Raw genomic sequence first — 15,032 nt, forward strand, 5'->3', positions numbered from 1 at the left:
TTTAACGAACCGTCCCGTGAGGCGGAGAAGGAGGCCGCGCGGATGGTCACCCCTGCGCACCCACCCGCTGGACGCGTCGTCCTCGACGCCGGCGACATCTCCCGGGCCCTGGTCCGCATCGCCCACGAGATCCTCGAGCGCAACCGCGGTGCCGACGACCTCCTGCTGCTGGGGCTGCAGACCCGCGGCGTCCCCCTCGCCCAGCGCATCGCCGCCAACATCGAGCGTGTCGAGGGCACCGCCGTGGCCACCGGGTCGCTCGACGTGACGATGTACCGCGACGACCTGCGCAGCCAGCCCACCCGGGCGCCGCACCGCACGGAGCTCCCGGCCAGCGGCATCGATGCCAAGACCGTCGTCCTCGTGGACGACGTCCTGTACTCCGGCCGCACCATCCGCGCCGCCCTCGACGCACTGAACGACCTGGGGCGCCCGGCGGCCGTGCGGCTCGCGGTGCTGGTCGACCGCGGTCACCGCGAGCTGCCGATCCGCGCCGACCACGTGGGCAAGAACCTGCCCACCGCGCGCAGCGAGCGGGTGAGCCTGCGCCTGGTCGAGACCGACGGCGAGGACGAGGTGCGCATCGTCGATGCCGCCGCCCATCCCGAGTCGGCGGAGGCGGGTTCCTGATGCGCCACCTGCTGAGCATCGACGACGTCAGCGCCGACGACATCGCGCGGATCTTCGCCACCGCGGCCGAGATGCACGACGTGCAGCGCCGCGAGGTCAAGAAGCTGCCCGCCCTGCGCGGTCGCACCGTGATCAACCTCTTCTTCGAGGACTCCACCCGCACCCGGTCGAGCTTCGAGATCGCCGGCAAGTGGCTCTCCGCCGACGTCATCAACCTCTCGGCGAAGGGCAGCAGCGCCAGCAAGGGGGAGTCCCTGCGCGACACGGTGCTCACCGTGACCGCCATGGGGATCGACGGCCTCGTCGTGCGGCACGCGGCGAGCGGGGCCGCGGAGCAGATCAGCCGGTGGATCGACGTGCCGGTGATCAACGCCGGCGACGGCACCCACGAGCACCCGACCCAGGCGCTGCTCGACGGCTACACCCTCACCCGCCGACTCGGGGACCTCGCCGGCCGCCACGTCGTGATCGTGGGCGACCTGACCCACAGCCGGGTCTTCCGCAGCAACGTCAAGAGCCTGCGCAAGCTCGGCGCCGAGGTCACCGCCGTCGCGCCGCCGACGCTGATGCCCTCGGGAGTCGCCGCCTGGGCGCAGGCCGATGGCTTCGCGACGTCCTACGACCTCGACGCCGTGCTGCCCACGGCCGACGCGGTGATGATGCTGCGGGTGCAGCGCGAGCGCATGAGCGGCGGCTTCTTCCCCACCGCACGCGAGTACACCGTCGGCTACGGCCTCACCCGCCCGCGCCTCGAGCTGCTGCGCCCCGGCACGCCGATCCTGCACCCGGGCCCGATGAACCGCGGTCTCGAGATCTCGGCCGACGCCGCCGACGCCGTCGACTCCGCCGTGCTCGACCAGGTCTCGGCCGGCGTCGCGGTGCGGATGGCGGTGCTCTACGACCTGCTCGCGGGCGAACCCGACGCGGTCACCGAGAAGAACGGAGCGAGCGCATGAGCAGCACGCTGATCAAGGGCGCGACGCTGCCCGACGACACCCGCGCCGACGTCCTCGTCGCCGAGGGCACGATCCGCGAGATCGGGTCGCTCGGAGGGGCCAAGGCCGACCGCACGCTGGACGCCGACGGCCTGCGCCTGCTGCCCGGCCTCGTCGACCTTCACACGCACCTGCGCGAGCCCGGCCGCGAGGACGCCGAGACGGTGCTCACCGGCTCGCGCGCCGCAGCGGTGGGCGGCTTCACCGCGGTGCTCGCGATGGCCAACACCAGCCCGGTCACCGACACCGCCGAGGCCGCCGAGCGGGTGCTCGACCTCGGCCGCGCGGCCGGCCTGGTCGACGTCCACCCGGTGGGCGCGGTCACCAAGGGTCTCGCCGGCGAGGAGCTCGCCGAGCTCGGCCTGATGGCCCGCTCGCGGGCCCGGGTGCGCGTCTTCAGCGACGACGGCCGCTGCGTGCACGACCCGCGCATCATGCGCCGCGCGCTGGAGTACGTGAAGGCGTTCGGCGGCGTGGTCAGCCAGCACAGCCAGGACCCCGCCCTCGCCGGGCCCACCGCGTGCTGCCACGAGGGGGAGCTGTCGGGTCGCCTCGGCCTGCCGGGCTGGCCCGGGGTGGCCGAGGAGGTGATCGTGGCCCGCGACGTGATGCTCGCGCGCCACACGGGCAGCCGCGTGCACGTCGCCCACGTGTCGACCGCCGGCAGCGTGGAGGTGATCCGCTGGGCCAAGGCGCAGGGCATCGCCGTGACCGCCGAGGTCACGCCCCACCACCTGCTGCTCACCACCGACCTCCTCGCCGGCTACGACCCCACCTTCAAGGTCAACCCGCCGCTGCGCCCCGACGAGGACGTCGTCGCCCTGCGCGAGGCCCTGGCCGACGGCACGATCGACGCCGTCGCCACCGACCACGCGCCCCACGCGCGCCACGACAAGGAGCACGCCTTCGTCGATGCCGCCTTCGGCATGCTCGGCCTCGAGACGGCGCTGCCGGTGGTCACCACCGTGATGGTCGAGTCGGGTCTGCTCGACTGGGCCGGGGTCGCGCAGCGGATGAGCCACGCCCCGGCCGCCATCGCCGGCCTCGACGCCGGCGTGGACCTGCCGCAGGGGCGCCCGATCTCCGCGGGCGAGCCCGCCAACCTCACGCTCGTCGACCCCGCCGCCACCGTGCGGGTCGACCGCGCGGCCAGCGTCTCGCTGAGCCGCAACAACCCCTGGCACGACCGCACGCTCACCGGACGGGTGATCGCCACGCTCCTGCGCGGCGAGCCCACGGTGCTGGAAGGAGCCCTCGCATGAATCCCATCCCGGCCCTGCTCGTCCTCGAGGACGGTCGTGCCTTCCACGGGGAGTCCTACGGAGCCGAGGGCGAGACCTTCGGCGAGGCGGTCTTCAACACCGGCATGACCGGCTACCAGGAGACGCTCACCGACCCCTCCTACCACCGCCAGGTGGTGGTGATGACGGCGCCGCACATCGGCAACACCGGCATGAACGACGAGGACCCCGAGTCGCGTCGCATCTGGGTGGCCGGCTACGTCGTCCGCGACCCTGCGCGCGTGCCGAGCAACTGGCGCTCGCAGCGCACCCTGGAGGACGAGCTGCGCGCCCAGGGCGTCGTCGGCATCTCGGGCGTCGACACCCGCGCGCTCACCCGCCACCTGCGCGAGGCCGGGGCGATGCGGGTGGGCATCTCCACGATCGACACCGACGCCGACGTGCTCCTCGAGAAGGTGCGCGCGAGCGCCCAGATGAGCGGCGCGAACCTCTCGGAGGCGGTGTCGGTCGACGAGGCGTACGTGGTGCCCGCGGTGGGGGAGAAGCGCTTCACCGTGGCCGCCCTCGACCTCGGCATCAAGGACATGACGCCGCACCGCATGGCCGAGCGCGGCATCGAGGTGCACGTGCTGCCCGCGACGTCCTCGATCGACGACGTGCTGGCGATCGGCGAGGGCGGGCCCGACGGCCTGTTCTTCTCCAACGGCCCCGGCGACCCCGCCGCCACCACCGGCCAGGTCGAGCTGCTGCGCGAGGCGCTCGGGCGCGACCTGCCCTACTTCGGCATCTGCTTCGGCAACCAGCTCTTCGGCCGCGCCCTCGGCTTCGACACCTACAAGCTCAAGTACGGCCACCGCGGCATCAACCAGCCGGTGATGGACCTGACCACCCGCAAGGTCGAGGTCACCGCGCACAACCACGGCTTCGCCGTCGACGCGCCCCGCGACACCGCCACCGAGACGCCTTTCGGTGCGGCGAGCGTGAGCCACGTGTGCCTCAACGACGACGTCGTCGAGGGGCTCGAGCTGCGCGGGGCCGACGGCGCCCTCAAGGCCTTCTCGGTGCAGTACCACCCCGAGGCCGCGGCCGGTCCGCACGACGCCGCCTACCTCTTCGACCGTTTCGTCACCCTCCTGGAAGGCAACTGATGCCGAAGCGCGACGACATCACGTCGGTCCTGGTCATCGGCTCCGGGCCGATCGTCATCGGCCAGGCCTGCGAGTTCGACTACTCCGGCACCCAGGCGTGCCGGGTGCTCAAGGAGGAGGGCCTGCGGGTCATCCTCATCAACTCCAACCCGGCCACGATCATGACCGACCCGGAGTTCGCCGACGCCACCTACGTCGAGCCGATCACCCCTGACTTCGTCGAGAAGGTGATCGCCAAGGAGCGCCCCGACGCGATCCTCCCGACCCTGGGCGGCCAGACCGCGCTCAACGCCGCCATCGCCGCCCACGAGAGCGGCGTGCTGGAGAAGTACGGCGTGGAGATGATCGGCGCCAGCTTCGAGGCCATCCACCGCGGCGAGAACCGCGAGCTCTTCAACGCCATCGTGCACAAGGTCGGCGGCGAGGTCGCCCGCAGCGTCGTGTGCCACTCGATGGACGACGTCGAGGCCGCCGTCGAGCAGCTCGGCTACCCGGTCGTCGTCCGCCCGTCGTTCACCATGGGCGGCCTGGGCTCGGGCATCGCCGACGACGTCGACGACCTCCACCGCATCGCCGGCGCCGGCCTCGCGGCCAGCCCCACCACCGAGGTGCTGATCGAGGAGTCGATCATCGGGTGGAAGGAGTACGAGCTGGAGGTGATGCGCGACCGCGCCGACAACGTGGTGATCATCTGCTCGATCGAGAACTTCGACCCCATGGGCGTGCACACCGGCGACTCGATCACCGTGGCGCCGGCCATGACGCTGACCGATCGCGAGTACCAGCACCTGCGCGATCTCGCGATCGTCATCATCCGCGAGGTCGGCGTCGACACGGGCGGCTGCAACATCCAGTACGCCGTCAACCCCGCCGACGGCCGCGTCATCGTGATCGAGATGAACCCCCGCGTCTCGCGCTCCTCGGCCCTGGCCTCGAAGGCCACCGGTTTCCCGATCGCGAAGATCGCCGCGAAGGTCGCCGTGGGCTACACCCTCGACGAGATCCCCAACGACATCACCCGCGAGACCCCGGCCTCCTTCGAGCCCACGCTCGACTACGTGGTGGTCAAGGTGCCGCGCTTCGCGTTCGAGAAGTTCCCCACGGCCGACCCGACGCTCACCACGCACATGAAGTCGGTCGGCGAGGCGATGGCGATCGGGCGCAACTTCACCGAGGCCTTCAACAAGGCGCTGCGCTCGCTGGAGAACAAGGCCGCGCCGTTCCACTGGACCGGGCCCCTGGGCGACGTCGACGCGCTGCTCGAGGCCGCCCGCGTGGCCCACGACGGCCGCGTGCAGAAGGTGATGCAGGCGATCCGTGCCGGAGCCACCCAGGAGCAGGTCTTCGAGGCCACCCGCATCGACCCGTGGTTCGTCGACCAGCTCTTCCTCATCGACGAGGTCGCGCGCCAGGTCGCTGCTGCCGAGCAGCTGGACGCCGCGGTGCTGGGTCGTGCGAAGCGCCACGGCTTCTCCGACGCACAGGTCGCCGGCATCCGCGGCATCACCGAGGCCGAGGTGCGCGCCGCCCGCCGCGACGCCGGTGTGCGTCCGGTCTACAAGACCGTCGACACCTGCGCCGCGGAGTTCGCCGCCGCGACGCCGTACTACTACTCCTCCTACGACGAGGAGACCGAGGTGCAGCCGCGCGCGGAGGGCAAGGAGGCCGTGATCATCCTCGGCTCGGGCCCCAACCGCATCGGTCAGGGCATCGAGTTCGACTACTCCTGCGTGCACGCCTCGCTCGCACTGGCCGAGGCCGGCTACGAGACGATCATGGTCAACTGCAACCCTGAGACCGTCTCCACCGACTACGACACCTCCGACCGGCTGTACTTCGAGCCGCTCACCCTCGAGGACGTGCTCGAGATCTACGAGGCCGAGAGCGCCGCCGGTCCGATCGCCGGCGTCATCGCCACGCTCGGCGGCCAGACGCCGCTGGGGCTTGCCCAGGGCCTGCAGGACGCCGGCGTGCCGATCGTGGGCACCAGCCCCGAGGCGATCGACCTCGCCGAGGAGCGCGGTGCCTTCGGCCGGGTGCTTGCCGAGGCCGGCCTGGTGGCGCCCAAGCACGGCACGGCCGTCTCCTACGACGACGCCCAGGCCATCGCCCACGAGATCGGCTACCCCGTGCTCGTGCGTCCCTCCTACGTGCTCGGCGGGCGCGGCATGCAGATCGTCTACAGCGACGACGCCCTGCGCTCCTACATCGAGGCCGCCACCGAGATCAGCCCCGACCGCCCCGTGCTGGTCGACCGCTTCATCGACGACGCCGTCGAGATCGACGTCGACGCGCTCTACGACGGCACGGAACTCTTCCTCGGCGGCGTGATGGAGCACATCGAGGAGGCCGGCATCCACTCGGGCGACTCGTCCTGCGCGCTGCCGCCGATCACCCTCGGTGCCGCCGAGATCACCCGCATCCGCACCGCCACCGAGGCGATCGCCAAGGGCGTGGGGGTGCGCGGCCTCATCAACATCCAGTTCGCGCTGGGTTCCGACGTCCTCTACGTGTTGGAGGCCAACCCGCGCGCCTCGCGCACGGTGCCGTTCGTCTCCAAGGCCACCGGCACCCAGCTGGCCAAGGCCGCCGCCCGCGTGATGCTCGGCGAGAGCATCGCCGAGCTGCGCGCGGCCGGAGCGCTGCCCGCGCAGGGCGACGGAGGCACGCTGCCCGCCGACGCCCCGATCGCGGTGACGGAGGCGGTGCTGCCGTTCAACCGCTTCCGCACCAAGGAGGGCAACTTCGTCGACACCGTGCTCGGCCCGGAGATGAAGTCGACCGGCGAGGTCATGGGCTTCGACGCCGACTTCGGCACCGCGTTCAGCAAGTCGCAGGCCGCCGCCTACGGCTCGCTGCCCACCGAGGGCAAGGTGTTCATCTCGATCGCCAACCGCGACAAGCGCACCATGGTCTTCCCGGCACGCGTGCTGGCCGACTACGGCTTCGAGATCCTCGCCACCCAGGGCACCGCCGAGGTGCTGCGCCGCAACGGCATCAGCGCCACGATCGTGCGCAAGCACTTCGAGGGTGAGGGTCCCGCCGGCGAGAAGACGACCGTGCAGATGATCCTCGACGGCGAGATCGACCTCATCGTCAACACCCCGCACGGCGCCACCGGTGGCGGCGACTCGCGCGTCGACGGCTACGAGATCCGCTCCGCCGCGGTGCTCACCGGCACCCCGTGCATCACCACGGTGCAGGGTCTCGCGGCAGCGGTGCAGGGCATCGCGGCGATCCGGGCCGGCGCGATCGGCGTGCGCTCGCTGCAGGAGTGGAACGCCGACGCCGCCTCCAGGAGCGCACGTTGAGGGGTCCCCGCGTCTACGACCGGCTCTTCGAGCAGGTCCTGGTGCGCATGGACGCCGAGCAGGCCCACCACCTGACCTACCAGGCGCTCCAGCGGGGCGGACCGGTGCTCACCCGCACCGCCCGCCTCGCCGGCACGCCGGTGGTCGCGATGGGTCTGCGCTTCCCCAACCGCCTCGGCCTCGCGGCCGGCTTCGACAAGACCGCCCAGGTGTGGGACCGCATGCCCGCCTTCGGCTTCGGCCACGTCGAGATCGGCACGGTCACCGCGCTGGCCCAGCCCGGCAACCCGCAGCCGCGGCTGTTCCGGCTCCCGGCCGACCGCGCGATCGTCAACCGCAGGGGCTTCAACAACGACGGCGCGGTGGCGGTGGCCGAGCGTCTCGCCGCCCGCCGGCACCGCCCGGGCGCGATGGTGCTCGGCATCAACATCGGCAAGTCCAAGGTCGTCCCGGACGACGACCAGGCTGCCGTCGAGGCCGACTACGAGGTCTCGGCCAAGCTGCTGGCCCCGCTCGCCGACTACCTGGTCGTCAACGTGAGCTCGCCCAACACCCCCGGCCTGCGCAACCTGCAGGCGGTGGAGCGCCTGGCGCCCCTGCTCGCCCACGTGCGGCGCGTCGCGGACGCCGCGGCCCCCGACCGCCCCGGCGGCCCGGTGCCGCTGCTGGTCAAGATCGCCCCCGACCTCGCCGACGACGACGTGCTGGCCGTGGCCGACATGGCGCTCGACCTCGGCCTGGCCGGCATCATCGCCACCAACACGACCATCGCCCGCGACGGCCTGCGCTCGCCGTCGTCCACGGTGGAGGGGTGCGGCGCCGGTGGCCTCTCCGGAGCCCCGCTGCGCGAGCGGGCCACCGAGGTCGTGCGGCTGCTGCGGGCCCGGGTGGGCGACGAGCTCACCCTCATCGGCGTCGGCGGCATCGACACCCCCGACGACGCCCGGGAGCGGGTGGAGGCCGGGGCCGACCTCGTCCAGGTCTACAGCGGCCTGATCTACGGTGGGCCCGCGTGGCCGCGCCGCGTGGCTCAGCAGCTCTGAGCCTCCCAGCCTGACGAGACGGGATCCCCTGCATGGCCTTCGGCGACTACCAGATCGAGCTCTCCCTCGGCGCCCTCGGCGGCGTGCTGCCCGCCCATCCCTTCGACGCGGCCGACCTGGAGCAGCGGGCGCTGGCCGCGCTGCCGCCCGAGCTGCAGACCTACGTGGCCGGGGGAGCCGGCGACGAGTCCACCCAGCGGGCCAACGTCGCCGCCTTCGAGCGCCACGCGCTCGTCCCGCGGATGTTCCGCGCGAGCGCCGAGCGCGACCTCTCGGTCGAGCTCTTCGGACGCCGTTACGACTCGCCGCTCCTGCTCGCCCCGGTCGGCGTGGTGGGCCTGTGCACGCCCGACCAGCACGGCGACATCCACGCCGCGGAGGTGGCCGCGGCCACCGGGGTTCCCTACATCGGCTCGACGCTGATGAGCGACCCGCTCGAGGACGTCGCCGCGGCCGCGCCCGAGGCCTCGAAGTGGTTCCAGCTCTACACGCCGAAGAACCGCGACCTCGCGGCCTCGCTCGTGCAGCGCGCCGAGCGGGCCGGGTACGAGGCGATCGTGGTCACCCTCGACACCTGGGTGCCGGGGTGGCGTCCGCGCGACCTGGCCTCCGGCAACTTCCCGCAGCTGCGCGGCAAGGTGCTCGCCAACTACACCTCCGACCCGGTCTTCCAGCAGATGACCGGCCCCGATCCCGATCCCGGCACGGTCGTGATGACCTGGGTGGGCACCTTCGGGCACCCGGTCACGTGGGAAGACCTGCCCTGGCTGCGCTCGCTCACCGACCTGCCACTGATCGTCAAGGGCGTGTGCCACCCCGACGACGCCCGCCGGGCGCTCGACGGGGGCGTCGACGGCATCTACTGCTCCAACCACGGAGGCCGGCAGGCCAACGGCGGGGGAGCGGCGCTGACCTGGCTGCCCGAGGTGGCCGCGGCCGTCGACGGCCGCGCCCCGGTGATCTTCGACTCCGGGGTGCGCACCGGCGCCGACGTCGTCAAGGCGATCGCCCTGGGCGCTGACGCCGTGGCGATCGGTCGCCCCTACGCCTACGCGCTCGCGCTGGGCGGCGTCGCCGGCGGCGTCCACCTCGTGCGGAGCCTGCTGGCCGAGGCGGACCTCGTGATGGCGGTCGACGGCTACCCGACCCTGGCCGACCTCGGCCCCGAGGCCCTGCGGAGTGTGCACCTGTGAACCCCGAGTCGACCAACGGGCCGAGCACCGATCTCATGCCCGCGGCCCCTTTCGGGCAGCGGCTGGCAGCCGCCATGGCCGAGCGCGGACGCCTGTGCGCCGGGATCGACCCGCACGCCTCGCTGCTCGAGGCCTGGGGGCTCGAGGACGACATCGCGGGCCTGGAGAGCTTCTCGCGGCGGGCGGTCGAGGCGATCGCCCCCCACTGCAGCGTGGTCAAGCCGCAGGCGGCCTTCTTCGAGCGCCACGGCAGCCGCGGTGTGGCGGTGCTCGAGCGCGTCATCGCCGACGCGCGGGCGGCCGGCGCCCTGGTGCTCCTCGACGTCAAGCGCGGCGATATCGGCTCGACCTCGCAGGCCTACGCCGACGCCTACCTCGCGCCCCGCTCGCCGCTGGCGGCCGACGCGATCACCGTGAGCCCCTACCTCGGCTTCGGATCGCTCACGCCCTTCGTCGAGACCGCCCGTGCCTACGGCGCCGGGCTCTTCGTGCTGGCGGCCACCTCCAATCCCGAGGGCCCGGAGTTCCAGCGCGCCGTGACGACCACGGTGTTCGGGGGAGCCGAAGTGGCGCAGACGGTGCTCGACCACCTCGCGCGACTCAACGCCGACGGACGCGCCGACCGCAGCGATCCCGGCGTGCTCGGCTCCTTCGGCGCCGTCGTCGGCGCCACGGTCGACCCGGCCGGTCTGGAGCTCGCGATCGGAGGCCCCCTGCTGGCGCCCGGCTACGGCGAGCAGGGCGGCACCGTGGCCGATCTGCAGCGCATCTTCGGCGCCGCCGCACCGTCGGTGCTCGCCAGCTCCTCGCGGGCGATCCTCCGCCGCGGCCCCGACGCCGCCGCCATGACCGCTGCCGTGCAGCAGGCGAACGACGAGCTGCGCGCCCTGGCCTCGCCCGAGGGGCTCGGGTGAGGGGGGCCGCGATCACCCGCCGTCTGGTCGCGACGGCGGTGGTCGTCGTCCTCGTGGTGGGTGGAGCGTTCGCCGCGCTCGCCCTGCGCGGTGACGACGACCCCTACGCGGCCTACTGCGACCAGGTGCGCGAGCAGCGCGACGCCCTCGGCGCGGCGCTCGCCGCCGGCCCCACGACAGGGTTGCTGCGCGCCCTGCCGTCGTTCGAGAAGCTCCGCGCCGACGCGCCGCGCGACATCCGCGACGAATGGCAGGTGGTCACCTCCCGCATCGTCGAGCTGCGCGACGCACTGCGCGAGGCCGACGTCGAGCCGTCGTCCTACGACCCCGCGAAGCCGCCCTCGGGGCTGACCGCCGCCCAGCGCCAGGCGATCCAGGCGGCCGCGGTGCGCCTGGGCGACCAGGAGACCGCGCTCGCCCTCGCCGGGGTGCAGCAGCAGGCGCGCGACGTGTGCAAGACGCCGCTCAGCCTCTGAGCCGCTCCGCGGCCACCTCGCGTTGCCCCTCCTGTCGTCTCTGGCTACATTGACCGCGCCCCCGCCTTGCCGGTCCGATCACGAAGGATCTCCCCGTGGCTCTGCCCCCGCTCACTCCCGAACAGCGCCAGGCTGCGCTCGAGAAGGCGGCCGCCGCCCGTCGCGAGCGGGCGGAGGTGAAGAACCGGCTGAAGAACTCGGGAGCCTCCATCAGCGACGTCCTGGCCCAGGGGCAGACCAACGAGGTCGTCGGCAAGATGAAGGTGCTCGACCTCCTCCAGGCCCTGCCCGGTTTCGGCAAGGTGCGCGCACGTCAGACCATGGAGCGCCTCGGCATCGCCGAGTCGCGGCGCGTCCGCGGGCTCGGCGCCAAGCAGGTCGCCGCCCTCCAGCGCGAGTTCGCGCCGGACGCCGAGTAGTGCCCGGCCGGCTCTTCGTTCTCGCCGGACCGACCGCCGTCGGCAAGGGCACCGTCGCCGCGGGCATCCGCGAGCAGCACCCCGAGGTCTACCTGTCGGTCTCGGCCACGACGCGGCCGCCGCGCCCCGGCGAGGTCGACGGCGTGCACTACCACTTCGTCTCCGTCGAGGAGTTCGACCGTCTCGTCGAGCAGGGTCAGATGCTCGAGTGGGCCGTGGTGCACGGCGTCCACCGCTACGGCACGCCGCGTGGGCCTGTTCAGCAGGCGGTGGACGACGACCGCCCGGCCTTGCTCGAGATCGACCTCCAGGGCGCTCGGCAGGTGCGCGAGACCATGCCCGAGGCGGTGTTCGTCTTCCTCAAGCCGCCGTCGTGGGAGGAACTCGTCCGACGCCTGGTGGGTCGCGGCACCGAGACCGAGGAGGAGCGCGAGCGTCGCCTCGACACCGCCCGGCGCGAGCTGGCCGCCGAGTCGGAGTTCGACGTCACCATCGTCAACCGCGAAGTACCTCAAGCGGTGGCCGAGTTGGTAGCCTTGATGGTTGGCCCGCCTGACGGCGAGGCCTCCCCGCACGACTTCGATCCCACGAACAGTGAGGCCTGACCTGTGTCTGCCCCCAACATCGCCGCCGAGGGTGTCACCAACCCCCCGATCGACGACCTGCTGACGAAGACCGACAGCAAGTACAAGCTGGTCCTCTACAGCGCCAAGCGGGCCCGCCAGATCAACGCCTACTACTCCCAGCTCGGTGAGGGCCTGCTCGAGTACGTCGGCCCGCTCGTCGACACCCACGTGCAGGAGAAGCCGCTCTCGATCGCCCTGCGCGAGATCAACGGCGACCTCCTCACCTGCGAGGACATCGACCCCGCCGAGCTCGCCGCCGAGGCCGCCGCCGAGGCTCCCGCCACCGAGACCGAGTGACCGCAGAGGTCCGGTCGGACGCAGCAGCAGGCGATCGGGTGGACGAGCGTCGTCCTCGCGTCGTCGTCGGGGTGGCCGGCGGGATCGCCGCCTACAAGGCGTGCGAGCTCCTGCGGCGCTTCACCGAGTCCGGCCACGACGTCACGGTCGTCCCCACCGCGGCCGCGCTGGAGTTCGTCGGCGCGCCCACGTGGGCGGCGCTGTCGGGCAAGCCGGTCGCCGCCGACGTGTGGAACGCTGTGCACGAGGTGCCGCACGTGCGCCTCGGCCAGCAGGCCGACCTCGTGGTGGTGGCCCCGGCCACCGCCGACCTCCTGGCCAAGGCCGCCCACGGGCTCGCCGACGACCTGCTGACCAACACGCTGCTCACCGCGCGCTGCCCGGTGGTGCTCGCTCCCGCGATGCACACCGAGATGTGGGAGCACGCCGCCACCACCGCCAACGTCGCGACGCTCCGCTCGCGCGGCGTCGTCGTGGTCGAGCCGGCGGAGGGTCGCCTCACCGGCGCCGACACCGGGCGCGGCCGACTGCCCGACCCGGTCGAGATCTTCGAGCTGGCGCGCGACGTCCTGGCGCGCAGCAGCGCCGGGGCCGCGGCGGGCGAGCTGCTCGACCTCGCGGGGCGCCACGTCGTGGTCTCGGCGGGCGGCACGCGCGAACGCCTCGACCCCGTGCGCTTCCTGGGCAACCGCTCCTCCGGTCGCCAGGGTTACGCCCTGGCCCGCGCGGCGGCCGCCCGGGGCGCCCGGGTCACGCTCGTGGCCGCCAACACCGACCTGCCCGATCCGGCGGGCGTGGGCGTCGTCCACGTGGAGACCACCGCCGAGCTGCGGGCGGCGATCGTCGACGCAGCCGGTGCCGCGGACGCCGTGGTGATGGCTGCGGCGCCCGCCGACTTCCGGCCCACCGCCGAGTCGGACACCAAGATCAAGAAGTCCGCCGACGGCTCCGCGCCCACGATCACCCTCGAGCAGAACCCCGACATCCTCGCCGAGATCAGCGCGCAACGCGCCCGGCCGGGCCAGGTGATCGTCGGTTTCGCCGCCGAGACGGGCGACGCCACGGGCAGCGTGCTCGACCTCGCGCGCGCCAAGCTGGCCCGCAAGGGCTGCGACCTGCTCGTCGTCAACGACGTGAGCGGGGGAGCGGTCTTCGGCAGCGCCGACAACGAGGCGGTGCTGCTCGGCGCCGACGGCACGACCAGCCCGGTCCCGCGCGGCAGCAAGGGCGCGCTGGCGCACGTCATCTGGGATCGGGTGACTGCCCTGCTCGCCTCCCCGGCTCCCTGAGCCGGCCCCGGTCACCTTGCGCTGCGGCAGGTGATCGCTCGCACCGCGTGACGCCGGAGCCCCGGCGGCGTTGAGTGCGATGAGATGGGCTCGACGACCCTGTCGTCACCCGTATGGTGGGACCCGCGCGCCGGGCCGACGCCGTCCGGGCCGATACTTCATCGGGCCCTCCCGCCCCCCAGCGCGGCGTTCGCGCCGCACCGATGAGAGAACCAGGAGCTCCACGCCCATGACCGGACGTCTGTTCACGTCGGAGTCGGTGACCGAGGGTCACCCGGACAAGATCGCCGACCAGATCAGCGACACCGTGCTCGACTACCTCCTCGAGCACGACCCCAAGAGCCGCGTCGCCGTCGAGACGCTGCTGACCACCGGCCTGGTCGTCGTGGCCGGCGAGGTCACCACCGACGCCTACGCCCCCGTCGCCCAGCTGGTGCGCAAGAAGATCCTCGAGATCGGCTACGACTCCTCCGACAAGGGCTTCGACGGCAACTCCTGCGGCGTGCAGGTCGCCATCGGCGCGCAGTCGGCCGACATCGCCCAGGGCGTCGACACCGCCTTCGAGGGCCGCGTCGAGTCCTCGGGCGACGAGCTCGACAAGCAGGGCGCCGGCGACCAGGGCCTGATGTTCGGCTACGCCTGCGACGACACCCCCGAGCTGTTCCCGCTGCCGATCAAGATCGCGCAGACGCTCGCCGAGAAGCTGACCGCGGTGCGCAAGGACGGCACGCTGCCCTACCTGCGTCCCGACGGCAAGACCCAGGTCACCATCGAGTACGACGAGGACGACCGCCCGCTGCGCATCGACACCGTCGTGCTGTCGACCCAGCACTCCGAGGACGTCGACCAGGACACCCTGGCCAAGGACATCACCGCCCAGGTGATCGAGCCCGTGCTCGAGCAGTTCAAGGGCTCGGTGCCCTCCGAGGGCTACAACCTCTTCATCAACCCCACCGGCCGCTTCGTCGTCGGTGGCCCGATGGGCGACGCCGGCCTCACCGGCCGCAAGATCATCGTCGACACCTATGGCGGCATGGCCCGCCACGGTGGCGGCGCGTTCTCGGGCAAGGACCCGTCGAAGGTCGACCGCTCGGCCGCCTACGCCATGCGCTGGGTCGCCAAGAACATCGTCGCCGCGGGCCTCGCCCGTCGCGCCGAGGTCCAGGTCGCCTACGCCATCGGCGTGGCCAAGCCCGTCGGCGTCTTCGTGGAGACCTTCGGCACCGGCGTCGTGCCGGACGAGAAGATCCAGGAGGCCGTGCTCGAGGTCTTCGACCTGCGTCCGGCTGCGATCCTGCGCGACCTCGACCTGCGTCGTCCGATCTACGCCAAGACGGCCGCCTACGGTCACTTCGGCCGCGAGCTGCCCGAGTTCACCTGGGAGAAGACCGACCGCGCCGAGGCGCTGAAGGCCGCTGCGGGCATCTGATCCGCCACCGTTCGCATCCGT

Annotated in this window: 14 protein-coding genes; all 14 read left to right on the forward strand. The window is 72.6% G+C overall.

Features of this window, described 5'->3' with window-relative positions; genetic code table 11:
- Positions 1-42 precede the first annotated feature (42 nt).
- The 14 genes from pyrR (at position 43) to metK (ending at position 15,011) form a co-directional block, all read left to right on the forward strand.
- On the forward strand, positions 43-630 hold the full coding sequence (gene pyrR / locus ACERUN_RS02150; RefSeq protein WP_370287993.1) for a bifunctional pyr operon transcriptional regulator/uracil phosphoribosyltransferase PyrR: 588 nt from the start codon (positions 43-45) through the stop codon (positions 628-630).
- Positions 630-1,586: an aspartate carbamoyltransferase catalytic subunit gene (locus tag ACERUN_RS02155; protein ID WP_370287994.1), complete on the forward strand. Its 957-nt coding sequence runs from the start codon at positions 630-632 to the stop codon at positions 1,584-1,586. The genes pyrR and ACERUN_RS02155 overlap by 1 nt, the downstream gene beginning before the upstream one ends.
- A complete protein-coding gene (locus ACERUN_RS02160; protein ID WP_370287996.1) occupies positions 1,583-2,887 on the forward strand; it encodes a dihydroorotase in 1,305 nt (434 codons plus the stop codon). The genes ACERUN_RS02155 and ACERUN_RS02160 overlap by 4 nt, the downstream gene beginning before the upstream one ends.
- Positions 2,884-4,014, forward strand: coding sequence for a glutamine-hydrolyzing carbamoyl-phosphate synthase small subunit (gene carA, locus ACERUN_RS02165; protein ID WP_370287998.1), 1,131 nt, complete (start codon positions 2,884-2,886; stop codon positions 4,012-4,014). The genes ACERUN_RS02160 and carA overlap by 4 nt, the downstream gene beginning before the upstream one ends.
- Positions 4,014-7,325: a carbamoyl-phosphate synthase large subunit gene (carB, locus tag ACERUN_RS02170; protein WP_370287999.1), complete on the forward strand. Its 3,312-nt coding sequence runs from the start codon at positions 4,014-4,016 to the stop codon at positions 7,323-7,325. The genes carA and carB overlap by 1 nt, the downstream gene beginning before the upstream one ends.
- Positions 7,322-8,368, forward strand: a complete 1,047-nt coding sequence (locus ACERUN_RS02175; RefSeq protein ID WP_370288000.1) for a quinone-dependent dihydroorotate dehydrogenase — start codon at positions 7,322-7,324, stop codon at positions 8,366-8,368. The genes carB and ACERUN_RS02175 overlap by 4 nt, the downstream gene beginning before the upstream one ends.
- Before the next feature lie 32 nt (positions 8,369-8,400).
- A complete protein-coding gene (locus ACERUN_RS02180; RefSeq protein WP_370288003.1) occupies positions 8,401-9,561 on the forward strand; it encodes an alpha-hydroxy-acid oxidizing protein in 1,161 nt (386 codons plus the stop codon).
- A 35-nt stretch (positions 9,562-9,596) separates the two neighbouring features.
- Complete coding sequence (gene pyrF / locus ACERUN_RS02185; RefSeq protein WP_370288004.1) at positions 9,597-10,475, forward strand: orotidine-5'-phosphate decarboxylase; 879 nt, start codon at positions 9,597-9,599, stop codon at positions 10,473-10,475.
- Positions 10,472-10,951, forward strand: coding sequence for a hypothetical protein (locus ACERUN_RS02190; RefSeq protein WP_370288005.1), 480 nt, complete (start codon positions 10,472-10,474; stop codon positions 10,949-10,951). Before pyrF ends, ACERUN_RS02190 begins: the two co-directional genes overlap by 4 nt.
- 95 nt (positions 10,952-11,046) lie before the next feature.
- Entirely contained in the window at positions 11,047-11,370 is a 324-nt protein-coding gene (mihF, locus tag ACERUN_RS02195; RefSeq protein WP_370288006.1) for an integration host factor, actinobacterial type, read from the forward strand.
- Positions 11,370-11,975 (forward strand): guanylate kinase, encoded by a 606-nt coding sequence (gene gmk, locus ACERUN_RS02200; protein WP_370288008.1) that lies wholly within the window; start codon positions 11,370-11,372, stop codon positions 11,973-11,975. The genes mihF and gmk overlap by 1 nt, the downstream gene beginning before the upstream one ends.
- Positions 11,976-11,978: 3 nt before the next feature.
- Complete coding sequence (gene rpoZ / locus ACERUN_RS02205) at positions 11,979-12,293, forward strand: DNA-directed RNA polymerase subunit omega (RefSeq protein WP_370288009.1); 315 nt, start codon at positions 11,979-11,981, stop codon at positions 12,291-12,293.
- A complete protein-coding gene (gene coaBC / locus ACERUN_RS02210) occupies positions 12,290-13,582 on the forward strand; it encodes a bifunctional phosphopantothenoylcysteine decarboxylase/phosphopantothenate--cysteine ligase CoaBC (RefSeq protein ID WP_370288010.1) in 1,293 nt (430 codons plus the stop codon). Before rpoZ ends, coaBC begins: the two co-directional genes overlap by 4 nt.
- A gap of 229 nt (positions 13,583-13,811) precedes the next feature.
- Complete coding sequence (gene metK, locus ACERUN_RS02215) at positions 13,812-15,011, forward strand: methionine adenosyltransferase (RefSeq protein ID WP_370288012.1); 1,200 nt, start codon at positions 13,812-13,814, stop codon at positions 15,009-15,011.
- Positions 15,012-15,032 lie beyond the last annotated feature (21 nt).

It is taken from the genome of Nocardioides sp., assembly GCF_964229035.1.
Classification (GTDB): domain Bacteria; phylum Actinomycetota; class Actinomycetes; order Propionibacteriales; family Nocardioidaceae; genus Nocardioides.

Bases quoted from the DNA above. Each gene is read 5' to 3' on its own strand.
- ACERUN_RS02180 (WP_370288003.1), top strand. From the start codon at position 8,401: ATGGCCTTCGGCGACTACCAGATCGAGCTCTCCCTCGGCGCCCTCGGC.
- ACERUN_RS02155 (WP_370287994.1), top strand. From the start codon at position 630: ATGCGCCACCTGCTGAGCATCGACGACGTCAGCGCCGACGACATCGCG.
- carA (WP_370287998.1), top strand. From the start codon at position 2,884: ATGAATCCCATCCCGGCCCTGCTCGTCCTCGAGGACGGTCGTGCCTTC.
- carB (WP_370287999.1), top strand. From the start codon at position 4,014: ATGCCGAAGCGCGACGACATCACGTCGGTCCTGGTCATCGGCTCCGGG.
- pyrR (WP_370287993.1), top strand. From the start codon at position 43: ATGGTCACCCCTGCGCACCCACCCGCTGGACGCGTCGTCCTCGACGCC.
- metK (WP_370288012.1), top strand. From the start codon at position 13,812: ATGACCGGACGTCTGTTCACGTCGGAGTCGGTGACCGAGGGTCACCCG.
- pyrF (WP_370288004.1), top strand. From the start codon at position 9,597: ATGCCCGCGGCCCCTTTCGGGCAGCGGCTGGCAGCCGCCATGGCCGAG.
- ACERUN_RS02160 (WP_370287996.1), top strand. From the start codon at position 1,583: ATGAGCAGCACGCTGATCAAGGGCGCGACGCTGCCCGACGACACCCGC.